Genomic DNA, 15,868 nt, shown 5'->3' with positions numbered 1-15,868 from the left:
CAGTCCCATTTTTGAAGCTGAATTCTATGTCTTACCAAGTTTGGATCGCGTATATGTTGGCGTGTTGGGTGATTAGCATTTCCCCAGGTGCAGGTGCGATTGCGTCCATGTCGAGCGGTTTGAATTACGGTTTTAAACATGGGTATTGGAATGCTTTGGGTTTGCAATTGGCATTACTGGTACAAATTGGCATTGTTGCCGCAGGCGCGGGTGTGCTTTTCGCGACTACGGAATGGGCATTTCTAGCCGTAAAATGGTTCGGTGTGGGCTATTTATTATATTTGGCATATTTGCAGTGGACTGCACCTATCACATCGATTGAAATTCAACACGAAACACAAACCAAGTCCAAAGCAAAATTGGTTTGGCATGGTTTTTTAGTCAATATGAGCAACCCGAAAGCGATTGTGTTTTTATTAGCAGTTTTACCGCAGTTTTTGGATTTATCTAAACCCCAGTGGATTCAGTATCTGATCATGGCGGCAACCATGATTACGATTGATTTGATTGTGATGGCGGGCTATACAGGCTTAGCCGCTAAAGTGTTGCGCTTGCTCAAGTCCCCAAAACAACAAAAGATTTTAAATCGTACCTTCGCAGTATTGTTTACTTGTGCGGCAAGTTTATTAAGTTTGGTACATCAGTAATCCATCTTGTTATTTCTGCTTCGCGATTGATTCGAAATGTAAAGATATGTCAATACATCAGGTAAGCGTTCTCAATTATTTGTTAGGGTGTGCTTTAAATATATCTTAGGTAGACGATGTTCGTGAGTTTGACTGAAAACAAGGGTTCTATAATGCTGGCAGATGGCTATACAAAAATAACCACATGGATTGATCAATATCCATGGTTGGATATGTTGAGCTCCTTATTGATGCTGCTATCCATCGCATTTGTTCTCTATTTCATCACCAAGAAGTTTGTTGTCGTCGGGCTGCGCCGCTTAATTTCCAAATTGCCTTTCGTCAATCAAGATATTTTCGCTAATCACAGCGTGATTCGTCGAATTGCGAATATCGTCCCTGCTTTATTTATTATCAACACCATTAATACCGTACCGCATCTATCGGAAAAGTTTATTCAGTTGGTTCAGATGTTGGCTCAGGCTTGGATTTTTCTCACAATTGCCTTGTCGATTGCAGAAATGCTGAATATTTTTAATCTGATGTATCAGCGGAATCCTAAGTCGCAAAACAAACCGATTAAAGGTTACTTGCAACTGGTTAAATTAATTATCTTTATTGTGTGTGGTTTGATGATTCTAGGCACATTCTTAAAAAAAGATGTGTTTACTTTACTGGCAGGCTTTGGTGCGATGGCCGCGGTACTGATGTTGGTCTTTCAAAATACGATTTTATCGCTTGTCGCGAGCGTACAAATTTCTTCCTATGACATGATTCGTGTTGGCGATTGGATTGAAATGCCATCTTTAGGTGCCGATGGTAGTGTAATAGATATGTCTTTACATACGGTGACGGTGCAAAATTTTGATAAAACCTATACCACGATTCCGACTAATCGTTTGGTAACAGATACCTTTAAAAACTGGCGTGGCATGGCAGATGCCAATTGCCGTAGGATCAAACGCTCCATTTTTATTGACCAAAGCAGCATTCATTTTTTAAATGATCAAGAATTTGAAAAATTGAGAAAATTTTTAGTTTTACAGCAGTATTTAGAAACCAAAAACGTAGAGCTTAAAGCATGGAACGAAACCGTAAATGATTTAATGAATCAGCGCCGTTTAACCAATTTGGGAACTTTTCGTGCCTACGTGAAATACTATCTAAGTCAGCATGCGGGTATTGCTCAGCATGAAAGTCTGTTGGTGCGTCAGTTGCAGCCCACAACGGAAGGCTTACCTTTAGAGATTTATGCTTTTACTCAGACCACAGCTTGGGGCGAGTATGAAGATATCCAATCTGATATTTTTGATCATCTGTTGGCAATTATTGGTGAATTCGGTTTGAAAACCTATCAAGCACCTTCAGGTGCAGATGTGTCGGGACTGATCTCTAAGCACATCAGCGAAAATGACTAAGATAACCATTGTGGTGAGGAGGGGGTATATATATCCCATTCTCATCACGATTAAACAGATGGGCGTTTTAAAGACTGTAAAAACTCATCTTCTGTCAGCACAATAATGCCACGCTGTTTAAAGAGTGCAGCTGTTACACCATCGCCTGAAATTTTCTGTCCTGAAAATGAGCCATCATAAATTAAGCCACTGCCACACGAAGGGCTTTTGGCTTTTAAAATCGCGTGAGTGGCTTGGAAAGCTTGTGCAACTTTTAATGCGCGATATGCACCGTCTATAAATGCTTCTGAAACATCCTTTCCCGTAGCATCTAAAATGAGGGAGGGCTTTTTGCTCAAGTACATGTATACCTGAGCCATGTTGAATTTCTGCAGGTGGGCGTGGGGTGGGCAGTCCGCCTGCTATTTCAGGACATAGCGTGACGTATTGATCCGCTAAAAGATGATTAAGAATGTCTTGAACTAAACAATCTTCGCCATCGTAACGAACTCTTTGACCAAGCAAACAGGCACTCATAAAGTATCGTTTGCTCATGACATTTAACTCAGCTTTTTAAACTTTTGCACAATAAAGATCAGGGTAAACAACACCGCCATGGTTAAAACGATGGTGAGCCCTGTTGATGTATTCAAACCTGCACTTGACCATAAACCGACCGTCACCCCAATTTGTGCAATCACAAATGCCCATAGCACCATTTGTTTAGGTGAGTTGGCAAGAAGTCGAGCAGTGAGTGCTGGAATAACCAAAAGCGCGCCCATCAGTAATGAACCGACTGCACGAAGGGCAAGCACCGTGAATAGTGCAAGCAGCAACATAAAGATTAAACGCTGCCAGTTGCCACTGATGCCTTCACTTGCTGCAACGTCAGGGTCAATGGCAATTTGAATTTGAGATTGCCAACTTTTATACAGTACGCCTAATGCCACAATAATCACGATGGCAAACATCGGTAAGTCTGACCATGAAATCGTAAGCAGATCACCAAATAAATAGCTTAAAAGCTCAGGTCTGAGACTTGGCAAATGTTGAATTAGCAATAGCCCTGAACAGAGTAAGGTCGCAGAACAGAGTGCAAGCAAAGCATCATTCGGTAAGCGCGGATCATGCAATACCCAAAGCACCGCCACCAAAAGCAGTGCTAAGAATGTCACCCCCATCCAGAGTGGCAAACTTAAAGCACCGGCAATCGCAACACCGAGCAAAGTCCCGTGCGCCATGGTGTCAGCGAAGAAAGACATACGACGCCATAACATTAAACAGCCGAGTGGTGCGGTCAAGAACACCAATAGTGTTCCCATAATCCATGCAGGTAAAAGGAGTTGTAACCAATCCATCATGGTTTAAGCTTCCGGCTCGGGGTGAATATGTGGGCGTGGGTCATTTTGACACGGTGTTGCGGCATCACCATGTGCACAATGGTCATGATGATGTTGATAGAACACACGATTGGTGCCAAAGATCGCTTGATATTCAGGATGTTGTTGGACGTTGGCAGGACTACCGCTGCAACAAATATGTTTATTGAGGCAGACCACACGTGAAGTGCCTTGCATCACCCATTGCAAATCATGCGAAACCATTAAAATGGCACAGCCGTATTTTTCAGGCAGGCTACGTACATAGTCATACAGTTCAGCTTCAGACTGAATGTCTAAACCTTGCATAGGTTCGTCAAGTACCAAAATATCGGGCTGACGCAGCAAAGCGCGGGCGAGCAATACTCGCTGACGTTCACCACCAGACAGTTGCTGAACTTTAGAATTTTCAAGTTTGGCAATACCGGTATCGCGCACGATCTGAGCTTTAATATCAGGGTTGCATTTTTCTAGCGCCAACAAGTCTTTTACCCGTAGGGGCAGACTATGCGATGGATTGAATTTTTGTGGCACATAAGAAAACTTCAACTTGCGCGCAGTAATAATTTCCCCAGATTTGGGTTTGACAATGCCGAGCATGACTTTAATTAAAGTTGATTTGCCCGCGCCATTCGGACCAATCAGCGTGACAATTTCTTTTTCTTGCAGCGAAAAATCAATGGCTTTTAAAATGTCACGCTCATCAATATTGACCCAAATTTTAGAGAGTTGAATCAGCGCGGATGAACTCATGCTTTGTTGCGACACTGCTGACACATTCCTGAAATTTCAATAATACTATGATGGGCGCTAAAGCCGTCTGAATCCGCAAGGGCTGCCAACTGATCTAAGAGACCTTGAGCTGATGCTTCTTTCACGGCTTTACATTCGGTACAAATTAAAAATGCAGCTTGATGTCCTTCACGCGGATGACAACATGGAATGTAAGCATTAATAGACGTTAAGCGATGAATAAAGCCATTCTCAAGTAAAAAGTCGAGTGTGCGATAGACGGTCGGGGGAGCAGCAGGTCGGTCGCTGTTGTTTTTGATTTTTGCGAGCAAGTCATAAGCGCCCATTGGACCTGTGGCATTTAAAATCAGTTCCAACACTTCTTTACGTAAAGGAGTTAAACGTGCGCCCGTTGTTGCACAGAAACTTTCCGCTTCAGCGAGACGTTGTGCGACATTTGGATGGTCGTGTACGCCGTGCAATGCGTTGTGATGTTCGTGCGAACATGAACCCATAGTTCACCTCAAGTGCGAAACAGAAAAAAGAAGAAGACCTGAAATATTAACATGAAGTCCTTGGACTTTCGATCAGGCATAGGTATTTTTGCGAATTTGTTATATTATAACACTTAAGTTTTTATCGTGATTCTCTCCCATGTCTCGTTTTCTCGCGTTTTGTACTTTGGCACTTTTGAGTAGTCTAAGTTGGTCACAAAACTTGGTGATTTCTACGCAACCGATTTATTTAATTGCGAAACAAGTAACACAGGGAATTGAACAGCCGACTTTGTTGTTGGCACATCAAACTGGACATGATGTCAGTCTGACACCTGCGCACCGTAAACTGATTCAAAATGCAGGTTTAGTGATTTGGCTCGGTGAAGCACACGAAGCACCTTTGACTAAAGTACTTCAAGAAAGCCATAAAAGTATTGCGCTTTTAGACTCAGGTATTTTAGCGACCTTACCGATGCGTAATCCACGCGGTCAAGCGCTAAAAAATACAGTCGACACCCATGTTTGGCTCGATCCAAACAATGCGGTACGGATTGGCTTCTTTATTGCTGCGCTACGTTCGCAGCAAATGCCACAGCATCGTGAGGCATATTTTAAAAATGCTCGTCAGTTCGCACAAAAAATGCTGAAGACTGCACAGCGCTTTAATGCCAATACTAAAGTCCAGCCGTATTGGTCGTATCATGATGCCTATCAGTATTTAGAACGTCCATTGAGTTTGAAATTTGCAGGCGCATTGACCGATGACCCGCACGTTTCTCCAACGGTTGCACAAATTAAATACTTGCAAGATACACGTGCACGCACGAAGATGTGTTTGCTCGCAGAAGGGCATGCCAGCAAAAATCAATACCAAAAACTGAACCCAATCGTCTTCCAATCTGTGGATGAAAGTATGAGCGGGGCAGGGGACTTTGTGTCAGCATGGCAACAATTAGCGCAACAAACGCATAAATGTGTGTTAAATTCCCAATAATGATTAAAAACTAATCTATTTTTGATTAGTTTAAAGGCAAATCATGCATTTAAAAATTGTCGACTAAGGTCGGGAAAAGATTGCATGTTCAGGGGTGTAACTCTATAATGCCTGCGATTTAAAATAATCATCAGCTAAACTTGTCAAGCATGATTGCTGTGAGTGAATAAATAATGAGCCGAACTAGTCGCTTGATTGACCGACGATTAGCGAAAGCTTTAGTCATCTTACAAGCAATAATGATTCCTGTTTCAGCGCTGATCGGTTGGGTCACGACTGACTCGACCGCAGCCTTAAGTGCAGCCTTGGGTGCATTAGTATGTTGGCTGGCGAGTTGCTATTTTACGTGGCAATCGTTTCGTGCTGCGGGTGCTCGAGCAACCAAACAAGTTCTATCGAACATGTATAGGGGCATGCTCGGTAAGTTTGCAATTATGATTGTTGGATTCATTTTGATTTTGAAGAATGTTGAACCGTTGTCACCGGTTGCATTGTTCTGTGGTTTTATCCTCGTTCAAGCCATGTCGTGGGTCGCTCCTTTTTGGGCGTCACGTCTACAACGACGAGTTTAGGCACAACAAGAAATTGAAAAGTTTTTTTGGAGACGAGCGAGATATCAAGCAGCACGCGATATTCGTAAGTTTCATTAGTTTTTGACATTGACCAGGTGTGATTTATGGCTGCTGAAGAACATGCCCTTACTTCGACCGAGTACATCAAGCACCACTTGACCAACATGACTTACGGCAAAATGCCGGACGGTACATGGAAATTGGCTGAGAACGGTGCTGAAGCTCAACAGATGGGGTTCACTGCTATTCACTTGGATTCAATGGGTTGGTCAATTGCGCTTGGCGTGATTTTCTGTTTGTTGTTCTGGATTGTTGCGAAAGCGGCAAACGCTGGTGTTCCTACCAAGTTCCAGTCTGCAATCGAAATGATCATCGAGTTTGTTGACTCAAGTGTTCGCGATACTTTCCACGGGAAGTCTCGTTTGATCGCTCCATTGGCGCTCACCATCTTCGTGTGGATTTTCCTCATGAACGCGATGGACTTAATCCCTGTTGACTTCATTCCTTATGTTGCTCAACACGTGATTGGTAGTGCGATGGGTATCGATCCACATCACGTTTACTTCAAAATCGTTCCATCTACTGACCCTAACATTACCCTTGGTATGTCATTGTCTGTATTTGCTTTGATCTTGTTCTATAGTATTCGTGAAAAAGGCATTGGCGGTTTCGTCGGTGAATTGGCACTTAACCCATTTAACCCAAGTAACCCAGTTGCAAAAGCGTTACTTATTCCAGTGAACTTAATCTTGGAACTCGTAACTTTCCTTGCACGTCCAGTTTCATTGGCTCTACGTTTGTTCGGTAACATGTATGCAGGTGAGTTAATCTTCATCCTCATCGCGTTGTTACCGTTCTGGATCCAGTGGGCGTTGTCTGTGCCTTGGGCGATCTTCCACATTCTTGTTATTACGCTACAAGCATTCATTTTCATGATGCTGACTATCGTATACTTGAGCATGGCAAGCGAAAAGCATTAATGGTATTGCCTAACTATCACGAGATGGTTGGGCACAATTTTTTAACTTAAATTTGGTATAAACCTAACCTCTGAGGAATTATCATGGAACTCACTTTAGGTCTAGTTGCAATTGCATCTGCTATCTTGATCGCTTTCGGTGCTTTAGGTACTGCGATTGGTTTTGGTCTTCTAGGCGGCCGTTTCCTTGAAGCTGTAGCTCGTCAACCAGAATTGGCTCCACAACTTCAAACTCGTATGTTCTTAATCGCGGGTCTTCTTGATGCTGTGCCTATGATCGGTGTTGGTATTGGCTTGTTCTTCATCTTCGCTAATCCATTTGTAGGTTAATCAGCTTAATTCCGAAATTCACTATTTGAGGAATTTGCAATGAATATCAACCTCACATTGTTTGGCCAAGCGATTGCATTTGCGATTTTTGTCGCATTCTGCATGAAGTTTGTATGGCCACCACTAATCAATGCGATTAGTGAACGTCAGCGTAAAATCGCTGATGGCTTAAATGCAGCTGAAAAAGCCAAAGCTGATCTTGCGGATGCGCAAGCACAAGTGAAAGCTGAATTAGATGCAGCGAAAGCACAAGCGGCTCAATTGATCGAACAAGCGAACCGTCGTGGTGCACAATTGGTAGAAGAAGCGCGTACTCAAGCATCTGCTGAAGGTGAGCGTATTCGTCAACAGGCTAAAGAAGCTGTTGATACAGAAATCAATTCTGCTCGCGAAGAATTGCGTCAACAAGTGGCTGCTCTTGCAGTAACTGGGGCTGAGAAAATTCTTAGCCAACAAGTTGATGCAGAAGCTCACAATGCCATGCTGACTCAGCTGGCTGCTAAACTTTAAGAGAGGCGGATTATGGCTGAACTCTTGACGTTGGCACGCCCATACGCTAAAGCAGCATTTGCTTACGCTTCTGAGCAAAGTGCAGCTGACTCTTGGTCAAAAGCACTTGAATTGCTCAGTGCTGCGGTGCAAGACGAAGCATTTTCAGCTTATCTAAATCGCCCTGAGCTTACACCTGCCGAGCAGGTGACTCTCTTTGCTAAAGTTTTAGGTGAAGACCAAACTGCAGCAGTGTCTAACTTTTTGACATTGCTTGCAGAAAACAATCGTTTGGCACTTCTTCCTGAAATTGCAGCAGAATATGAGCAGCTTAAATCACAGAATAACAATACTGTGGATGTTGTAATTGAATCAGCATTCCCATTGACTTCAGTACAAGAACAATTGCTTGCGCATGCATTAGAGAAGAAATTCGAAGCGGCTGTAAGCGTGACTGTTGAAGTTAAACCAGAGCTTATTGCTGGTGTGGTTATTCGTGCAGGCGACCAAGTGATAGATGATTCTGCGCTTAACAAGCTTGAAAAAATGCGTACTCGTCTTCTTGCGTAATTGCTTGAAGACTGAACTTTAAAAAGATTGAGGTATAGCGCAATGCAACAACTGAATCCATCCGAGATCAGTGCGCTCATTAAACAGCGTATCGGCGATCTGGACACCAGCGCAACCGCTAAGAACGAAGGGACCATTGTTATGGTTTCCGACGGTATTGTGCGTATTCACGGCCTTGCTGATGCAATGTACGGTGAAATGATCGAATTCGACGGCGGCCTTTTTGGTATGGCACTGAACCTAGAACAGGATTCAGTGGGCGTCGTTGTTTTAGGTAACTACTTAAGCCTTCAAGAAGGTCAAAAAGCTCGTTGCACAGGTCGTGTATTAGAAGTTCCGGTTGGTCCAGAACTTTTAGGCCGTGTAGTAGATGCTTTGGGTAACCCAATTGATGCAAAAGGCCCAATTGATGCAAAATTAACTGATGCTGTTGAAAAAGTAGCACCAGGCGTAATTTGGCGTCAATCAGTGGATGAACCTGTACAAACTGGTTATAAATCAGTAGATACAATGATTCCTGTAGGCCGTGGTCAACGTGAGTTGATCATTGGTGACCGTCAAACTGGTAAAACAGCAATGGCGATCGATGCGATCATCGCTCAGAAAAACTCTGGCATTAAATGTGTATACGTAGCAATTGGTCAAAAACAATCGACTATCGCTAACGTTGTGCGCAAGCTAGAAGAAACTGGCGCTATGGCGTATACAACTGTTGTCGCAGCAGGTGCATCAGATCCAGCAGCAATGCTTTATCTTGCTCCGTACTCTGGCTGTACAATGGGTGAATACTTCCGTGACCGTGGTGAAGACGCGCTTATCATTTATGATGACCTGTCTAAACAAGCTGTTGCGTATCGTCAAATTTCATTGCTTTTACGCCGTCCACCAGGTCGTGAAGCTTACCCAGGTGACGTGTTCTATCTACATTCACGTCTACTTGAACGTGCTTCTCGTGTATCTGCTGACTACGTTGAGAAATTCACTAACGGTGAAGTTAAAGGCCAAACTGGTTCATTAACTGCATTGCCGATTATTGAAACTCAAGCGGGTGACGTATCTGCATTCGTACCAACGAACGTAATTTCGATTACTGATGGTCAGATCTTCCTAGAAACATCATTATTCAACGCAGGTATTCGTCCTGCTGTGAACGCGGGTATCTCTGTATCTCGTGTTGGTGGTTCTGCGCAAACGAAGATCATCAAAAAATTGTCTGGTGGTATCCGTACCGCTTTGGCTCAATATCGTGAATTAGCAGCGTTCGCTCAGTTTGCTTCTGACCTTGATGAAGCAACTCGTAAGCAGTTAGAACACGGTCAACGCGTAACTGAATTAATGAAGCAAAAACAATATGCTCCATATTCAATCGCTGACCAAGCTGTTTCAATTTATGCATCTAACGAAGGTTATATGACTGACGTTGAAGTGAAGAAAATTGTAGACTTTGATGCTGCACTTGTTTCTTACTTCCGTTCAGAACATGCTGCGTTAATGCAAAAAATTGACGAGTCTGGTGCTTGGGATAAAGAAATCGAAGCACAATTCAAAGCAGGTATTGAAAGCTTTAAAGCGACTCAAACTTACTAAGTTTCAACTGGTTTGAAATTTAGTGTCGGTTTGGTTCACGGAATCAACCTTCGGAAGCTCGAAAGGGCTTTCGAATACTAGGTTAAGCGTATGGCAAATTTAAAAGAAATTCGCGCCAAAGTAGCTAGTATCAAGAGCACGCAAAAGATTACTCGAGCGATGCAAATGGTAGCAGCTTCTAAGATGCGTCGTGCGCAAGAGCGCATGGCTCAAGGCCGTCCGTATGCCGAAAATATGCACCGTGTAATTGCTCATTTGGTTCAAGCGAATCCTGAATACAAACACCGTTATATGGTTGAACGTCCTGTAAAGCGCGTTGGCTATATTATTGTGTCTTCAGATCGTGGCCTTGCTGGTGGTTTGAACATTAACTTGTTCAAGAAAGTGGTCAAACACGTTCAACAGCAACAAGAGCAGTCAATTGAAGTTCAATTTGCTTTAATTGGTCAAAAAGCGGTTTCGTTTTTTAAAAACTACGGCGGTAAAGTTCTTGGTGCAACGACGCAAGTCGGTGATACACCAAGTCTTGAGCAGTTATCTGGTTCTGTACAGGTGATGTTAGACGCTTATGATAAAGGCGAGTTAGATCGTATTTATCTAGTGTCAAATGGCTTTGTCAATGCCATGACTCAAAATCAAAAGATCGAACAACTTGTTCCATTGGCTGCGGCTGATGAGGGCGAGAATCTGAACCGTCAATACGGTTGGGATTACATCTACGAACCTGAAGCTGAAGAGCTTTTAAATGGTTTGTTGGTTCGCTATATCGAGTCTGTGGTGTATATCAAGGCGTGATTGAAAACATCGCGTGTGAGCAGTCTGCACGTATGGTTGCTATGAAAGCAGCAACTGACAATGCGGGCGAGATCATTAAGAGCCTACAACTTATTTATAACAAGCTGCGTCAAGCCGCGATTACTCAGGAAATTTCTGAGATCGTTGGTGGTGCCGCTGCCGTTTAACATTATTTTGAATTGAGGAGACAGCAATGAATAGCGGTCGTATCATTCAGATCATCGGCGCGGTAATCGACGTCGAGTTTGAACGCAACAGCGTTCCTAAGATCTATGACGCTCTCCAAGTAGATGGTACTGAAACTACTTTAGAAGTTCAGCAACAACTTGGTGATGGCGTAGTTCGTACTATTGCAATGGGTTCTACTGAAGGCCTTAAGCGTGGTTTGAACGTAGTTAACACTGGCGCTCCAATCTCTGTACCTGTAGGTACAGCATGTTTGGGTCGTATCATGGACGTTCTTGGTCGCCCAATCGACGAAGCTGGTCCTGTTGCGACTGAAGAGCGTTTACCAATTCACCGCTCAGCACCTTCTTATGCTGAACAAGCAGCTTCTACTGACCTTTTAGAAACTGGTATTAAAGTCATCGACTTACTATGCCCGTTTGCGAAAGGTGGTAAAGTTGGTCTGTTCGGTGGTGCCGGTGTTGGTAAAACTGTAAACATGATGGAATTGATCAACAACATCGCGAAAGCTCACTCAGGTTTATCTGTGTTTGCTGGTGTTGGTGAACGTACTCGTGAAGGTAATGACTTCTATCACGAAATGAAAGATTCTAACGTTCTTGACAAAGTAGCAATGGTCTACGGTCAGATGAACGAGCCACCAGGTAACCGTTTACGCGTAGCGTTGACTGGTTTGACTATGGCTGAATATTTCCGTGACGAGAAAGACGAAAACGGTAAAGGCCGTGACGTACTATTGTTCGTAGATAACATCTATCGTTATACACTAGCGGGTACTGAAGTATCAGCACTTCTAGGTCGTATGCCATCTGCTGTAGGTTACCAGCCTACGCTTGCAGAAGAGATGGGTGTTCTTCAAGAACGTATTACATCGACTAAGTCTGGTTCTATTACGTCAATCCAAGCGGTATACGTACCTGCCGATGACTTAACAGATCCATCGCCTGCAACTACCTTCGCTCACTTAGACGCAACTGTAGTATTGAGCCGTGACATCGCATCTTCTGGTATTTACCCAGCGATCGATCCACTTGACTCAACTTCACGCCAGCTTGACCCGCTAGTTGTTGGTCAAGAGCATTACGAAATTGCTCGTTCAGTTCAAAACGTTCTTCAACGTTATAAAGAATTGAAAGACATTATCGCAATTCTTGGTATGGATGAGCTTGCAGAAGAAGATAAATTGGTTGTTTACCGTGCGCGTAAAATCCAACGTTTCTTCTCTCAACCGTTCCACGTAGCTGAAGTATTTACTGGCGCGCCTGGTAAATTAGTATCTCTTAAAGAAACGATTCGTGGCTTTAAAGGTCTTCTAGCTGGTGAATACGATCACATCCCAGAACAAGCGTTCTACATGGTTGGTGGTATTGACGAAGTTATTGCTAAAGCTGAGAAACTTTAATTAGTTCCCTAATTTAGGAGATTCTCATGGCGACTATGCAATGTGACGTTGTAAGTGTTAAAGAGTCTTTGTACTCAGGCACTGTAACTATGCTAATTGCTAAAGGTGCTGGCGGTGAGTTAGGTATTATGCCTGGTCACGCTCCGCTAGTAACTTTGCTTCAACCGGGCGCAATCCGCGTTCTGTTGGAAAACGGTACAGAAGAGTTAATCTATGTATCGGGTGGTGTTCTTGAAGTTCAACCGCACGTTGTTACGATTCTTGCAGATACTGCAATTCGTGCTGACAACTTAGATGAAGCTGCAATTCTTGAAGCGCGTAAAAACGCTGAAAGCTTGCTTGCAAATCAAAAGAGCGATTTGGACGCTGCTGCTGCATTGGCTGCTCTTGCAGAAACTGCTGCTCAGCTCGAAACGATCCGCAAAATCAAAAACCGCGCTCAATAAGAGACGGTTTGAGATTAAAAAAACCACCCGAAAGGGTGGTTTTTTTATGCATGAAGCGAAGTGATATCACACAAATTATGGACAATAGTGGTTATGCTTTCTAAGTTGATCGCGTAAGCCTAGCGATGATTCAAGCAGTTGGGTGGTTTTTGCTTTACTTTCAAGATCAAATGCAAACTTTGGGTGAACTTTTCGATTGGTCACTAGATGATGAATTAACTTTGCTGATTGGACAACATTACAAAGTTCAATTTGGGTTTTGGGATCATCAAAATTAACTTCATCTTGTACTAATGCTTCAGCGGATTTGATAAATGCATTGAACTCAAAACTAAAATGCTTCATAAGCATTAAATATTCTCTGAGGTCTTGCTTGGTAGGTTCTGGTGCATAAGCATGTACATTGCACGAAAATATAAATAAAAAACTAATTAAAATATTTTTCATTGGCGTGTTTGATAAGACATAAAATAGAGATGAATATAAGTACTGGAACTAAAATCAGATATAAGACTTAAGTTTTTATATTTTAATAAGTTTTTGAATATATTAAATTAGTTAAAAAATATTGGATCATATTATTTATAAGGTAGCGATTAACCTAGAAAAATTAAACTCCCCATTTCCTACAATCTTTACCTTAAAAATCTCATCAAAACCTTCATCTAAACTTGGAACTTCTAGCTTCTTATAAGTTGCCCTTACACCCACTTCAAGAATATTGGCTTTACCGATACGATGGCTATTCCGTTCCAACGTACTGCTTAAATCCGTTTCAAAATAATAAGAAATGACTTCAAAGCCTACGTCTTTTGCTCGCTGAATATAACGCGCTCGGTCTGCTTTGGTGGGGTTGGTATTATCAATGACTGTTTTGGTTTTAGATGCCAAACATGCTTCAAAAATCATATTTTCACGATGCCTTGTTTTCAGCATATCTAAATTAATGCGCAAATGACTATGCGCCAAATTCAGTAAATAAAAACTCGACTTTCCTGACGCTTGAACACCTGTAAAAATAATGAGTTGCATAGAAATTGAGTTATAAAAAAAAGCCTAGAGTAAATGACACAATAGGCTGTTTTTATTCAGTTTGGCAAGTTAAAGCTGCTCAGGGAATTCTTTACGTTCACCGCCATTATAAGTGGCAAAACGTGGCTGCACTTTTTCAAAGACTGGGGCAGGGCTAGGCCAAGGCCATTCACCAAAATGCGTTTCACGATAACGTCGAAATGCAGCATCGAGTTCTTCATTGCTGTTTAGAACAAAAGGTCCACGCATAGCAACAGGTGCATTAATTGGTTCACCTTCAAGCCACAAAATCCGTGACTCTAAAAGCCCGCTTTTTAAATGAATATCTGCATCCGCTTTGAGTTCGACCAAATGTTTAAAATCAATGGTTTGATCTTCAACATCTAAAGTTTTGCCTTCATAGAAATAGCAGAATCGGTTGGATGTTGCAGTGGTTGCGGGAATGGTCAGTTCAGCTTCAGGCGCTAGGGTAATGAGGTAAATGTTGACTTTATTTTCTGCTGCGGCAGCCCAAGAATGTGGTGGGCGAGGAATCGCATCGGTGTGTTTAAACGCACCTGAAATGACGCGAATATCCGACTTTCGATCTTCAGGATCTGATTCAAAGACATGCGGAATTTGCTCACGCCAAAACATTCTATAGTCGGCGGGCTGTTTCTTTTGCTCAGGTGATGAATTGAACCAAATTTGAAATAACTCAAACGGATTTTCACGGTCTTCATGCAGCAAAGGAAACATTTCACAATGTTCAACCCCATTGCCTGTGGTGAGCCATTGCACATCACCTTCGGTATAACGTCCAGCATTTCCTAAAGAGTCAAAATGATCGACATAACCTTGTTCGACCAACGTGATGGTTTCAAAACCGGTATGTGGATGCTCAGGGAAACCGGGAACGGTCTCACCATAATACATGTTGTATTCTTTATTGAGTGCAGGGGTGGCAGGGCCTAAATCAGCATTGCCTTTGGGGTAATGGTCAATGTGATGGGCGCAAAAAATAAAAGGATCTTTAAGATCTAGTCGAAACTCGATCGGAACAACACTGTAAATCAAAGGATTCGACATGCATAAGCTCCACAGTTTGAATCATCGTTATGGCTATTTATTACATTGACTGTAAATAGCTTTCAGCACGCGATCTATATTAAAACTGTAAGCTTATGAATGAGAGTCGATACATCTCAAAGATGCATTACGAATTTTAGCTATTGTCACTCGATTCTTCTGCTGTATTGCCGCCATTTTCAAGCAACATGCCAGCAAGTTTGATCATTTCGGATTGAACATTTCCCATTTGTTGTTCAATTTGTTTGAAATCAACTTTACTTAAATCTACATCGCCATTTAAGAACGGTGAAGCTAAGACTTGTTCATTGGCCGTCATAATTTTAGAGCGAACTTGATCAATTTCCTGACTTTTTAAATTTAAGCCGGTCAATGCGTCATTAAAGCCTTTTAATTGCGATTCGAGTGCGGTCGCTGTTTGCTGAAGCTGTGCAGTATCTTGAGCATTCACCGCAGTTTGTAATTCAGTTTGGGTTTGTTTGAGCTGTTCGACATAATCGCCAGCTTTTAGCTGAAAATCTGCGACATCACGAATGATATAAAACATATTGCCGCTTTTGAGTTCGACTGCTTGCTCTTGGCTTTGCGCTGATGTTGCAACTGTCGTTTCAGATTCAGTCGTTTGGCTATGCGATTCAGGGGCGGCGACTTGGTCGCAACCGAAAAGTGCCAGTGCACCGGCAAATAAAGCAAAAGGCAACACGCTGTTCTGAATTATATTTTTCATGAGAGGCTCAAGTGAAATCGCATATGAATGAATATAAACACCAATGTGGCAGATACGGTG

At 42.6% G+C, this 15,868-nt stretch carries 18 protein-coding genes and 2 pseudogenes; 12 read left to right on the top strand and 8 right to left on the bottom strand.

All coding sequences use genetic code 11. The annotated features are described in order from the left end of the window. Positions 1 to 26 precede the first annotated feature (26 nt). Both GFH30_RS12555 and GFH30_RS12550 read left to right on the top strand, forming a co-directional pair. Positions 27 to 647, top strand: coding sequence for a LysE family transporter (locus GFH30_RS12555; RefSeq protein ID WP_153373083.1), 621 nt, complete (start codon positions 27 to 29; stop codon positions 645 to 647). Positions 648 to 799: 152 nt separating this feature from the next. Further along, entirely contained in the window at positions 800 to 2,044 is a 1,245-nt protein-coding gene (locus GFH30_RS12550) for a mechanosensitive ion channel family protein (RefSeq protein ID WP_153373081.1), read from the top strand. Positions 2,045 to 2,094: 50 nt separating this feature from the next. On the opposite strand, the pseudogene GFH30_RS12545 reads toward GFH30_RS12550, so the two are convergent. From GFH30_RS12545 to GFH30_RS12530, 4 genes and pseudogenes are all read right to left on the bottom strand, one after another. Beyond that, positions 2,095 to 2,578: pseudogene (locus GFH30_RS12545) on the bottom strand (DUF523 domain-containing protein). A gap of 5 nt (positions 2,579 to 2,583) precedes the next feature. Then, the gene (gene znuB, locus GFH30_RS12540; RefSeq protein WP_153373079.1) at positions 2,584 to 3,384 is read right to left on the bottom strand and encodes a zinc ABC transporter permease subunit ZnuB; all 801 of its coding nucleotides are present in this window, start codon (positions 3,382 to 3,384) and stop codon (positions 2,584 to 2,586) included. Positions 3,385 to 3,387: 3 nt separating this feature from the next. Next, positions 3,388 to 4,155, bottom strand: coding sequence for a zinc ABC transporter ATP-binding protein ZnuC (gene znuC, locus GFH30_RS12535; RefSeq protein ID WP_153389455.1), 768 nt, complete (start codon positions 4,153 to 4,155; stop codon positions 3,388 to 3,390). Further along, positions 4,152 to 4,649: a transcriptional repressor gene (locus GFH30_RS12530; protein WP_153373076.1), complete on the bottom strand. Its 498-nt coding sequence runs from the start codon at positions 4,647 to 4,649 to the stop codon at positions 4,152 to 4,154. Before GFH30_RS12530 ends, znuC begins: the two co-directional genes overlap by 4 nt. Positions 4,650 to 4,788: 139 nt before the next feature. On the opposite strand from GFH30_RS12530, the gene GFH30_RS12525 reads away from it, so the two are divergent. The 10 genes and pseudogenes from GFH30_RS12525 (at position 4,789) to GFH30_RS12480 (ending at position 12,981) form a co-directional block, all read left to right on the top strand. Next, on the top strand, positions 4,789 to 5,625 hold the full coding sequence (locus tag GFH30_RS12525; RefSeq protein ID WP_153373074.1) for a metal ABC transporter solute-binding protein, Zn/Mn family: 837 nt from the start codon (positions 4,789 to 4,791) through the stop codon (positions 5,623 to 5,625). Positions 5,626 to 5,798: 173 nt separating this feature from the next. Beyond that, the gene (locus GFH30_RS12520) at positions 5,799 to 6,197 is read left to right on the top strand and encodes an ATP synthase subunit I (protein WP_153373072.1); all 399 of its coding nucleotides are present in this window, start codon (positions 5,799 to 5,801) and stop codon (positions 6,195 to 6,197) included. A gap of 104 nt (positions 6,198 to 6,301) precedes the next feature. After that, positions 6,302 to 7,177 (top strand): F0F1 ATP synthase subunit A, encoded by an 876-nt coding sequence (atpB, locus tag GFH30_RS12515; protein WP_153373070.1) that lies wholly within the window; start codon positions 6,302 to 6,304, stop codon positions 7,175 to 7,177. Positions 7,178 to 7,260: 83 nt separating this feature from the next. Further along, entirely contained in the window at positions 7,261 to 7,506 is a 246-nt protein-coding gene (gene atpE / locus GFH30_RS12510; protein ID WP_000424060.1) for a F0F1 ATP synthase subunit C, read from the top strand. A gap of 39 nt (positions 7,507 to 7,545) precedes the next feature. Next, positions 7,546 to 8,016 carry a F0F1 ATP synthase subunit B gene (locus GFH30_RS12505; RefSeq protein WP_153373068.1) on the top strand — a complete coding sequence of 157 codons (471 nt, stop codon included), beginning with the start codon at positions 7,546 to 7,548 and terminating at the stop codon, positions 8,014 to 8,016. A 12-nt stretch (positions 8,017 to 8,028) separates the two neighbouring features. Next, complete coding sequence (locus GFH30_RS12500) at positions 8,029 to 8,565, top strand: F0F1 ATP synthase subunit delta (RefSeq protein ID WP_153373066.1); 537 nt, start codon at positions 8,029 to 8,031, stop codon at positions 8,563 to 8,565. 42 nt (positions 8,566 to 8,607) lie between these two features. Then, positions 8,608 to 10,152, top strand: a complete 1,545-nt coding sequence (gene atpA, locus GFH30_RS12495; RefSeq protein WP_153373064.1) for a F0F1 ATP synthase subunit alpha — start codon at positions 8,608 to 8,610, stop codon at positions 10,150 to 10,152. 90 nt (positions 10,153 to 10,242) lie between these two features. Then, positions 10,243 to 11,114: pseudogene (atpG, locus tag GFH30_RS12490) on the top strand (F0F1 ATP synthase subunit gamma). Positions 11,115 to 11,140: 26 nt separating this feature from the next. Further along, positions 11,141 to 12,535 carry a F0F1 ATP synthase subunit beta gene (gene atpD, locus GFH30_RS12485; RefSeq protein ID WP_153373062.1) on the top strand — a complete coding sequence of 465 codons (1,395 nt, stop codon included), beginning with the start codon at positions 11,141 to 11,143 and terminating at the stop codon, positions 12,533 to 12,535. A gap of 26 nt (positions 12,536 to 12,561) precedes the next feature. After that, positions 12,562 to 12,981, top strand: coding sequence for a F0F1 ATP synthase subunit epsilon (locus GFH30_RS12480; protein ID WP_153373060.1), 420 nt, complete (start codon positions 12,562 to 12,564; stop codon positions 12,979 to 12,981). A gap of 75 nt (positions 12,982 to 13,056) precedes the next feature. Here GFH30_RS12480 and GFH30_RS12475 read toward each other — a convergent pair whose 3' ends face one another. From GFH30_RS12475 to GFH30_RS12460, 4 genes are all read right to left on the bottom strand, one after another. After that, complete coding sequence (locus GFH30_RS12475; protein ID WP_153373058.1) at positions 13,057 to 13,428, bottom strand: hypothetical protein; 372 nt, start codon at positions 13,426 to 13,428, stop codon at positions 13,057 to 13,059. Positions 13,429 to 13,563: 135 nt separating this feature from the next. Beyond that, on the bottom strand, positions 13,564 to 14,013 hold the full coding sequence (locus GFH30_RS12470) for an AAA family ATPase (RefSeq protein ID WP_153373056.1): 450 nt from the start codon (positions 14,011 to 14,013) through the stop codon (positions 13,564 to 13,566). Between the two features lie 69 nt (positions 14,014 to 14,082). Continuing rightward, positions 14,083 to 15,081, bottom strand: a complete 999-nt coding sequence (locus GFH30_RS12465; protein ID WP_153373054.1) for a pirin family protein — start codon at positions 15,079 to 15,081, stop codon at positions 14,083 to 14,085. Positions 15,082 to 15,217: 136 nt separating this feature from the next. Then, on the bottom strand, positions 15,218 to 15,808 hold the full coding sequence (locus tag GFH30_RS12460; protein WP_153373052.1) for a hypothetical protein: 591 nt from the start codon (positions 15,806 to 15,808) through the stop codon (positions 15,218 to 15,220). Positions 15,809 to 15,868: the final 60 nt, after the last annotated feature.

The organism is Acinetobacter wanghuae (assembly GCF_009557235.1).
Classification (GTDB): Bacteria; Pseudomonadota; Gammaproteobacteria; order Pseudomonadales; family Moraxellaceae; genus Acinetobacter; species Acinetobacter wanghuae.
Note: the sequence above shows the minus strand (reverse complement) of the source record. Positions and strands in the feature narration are given on the sequence as shown.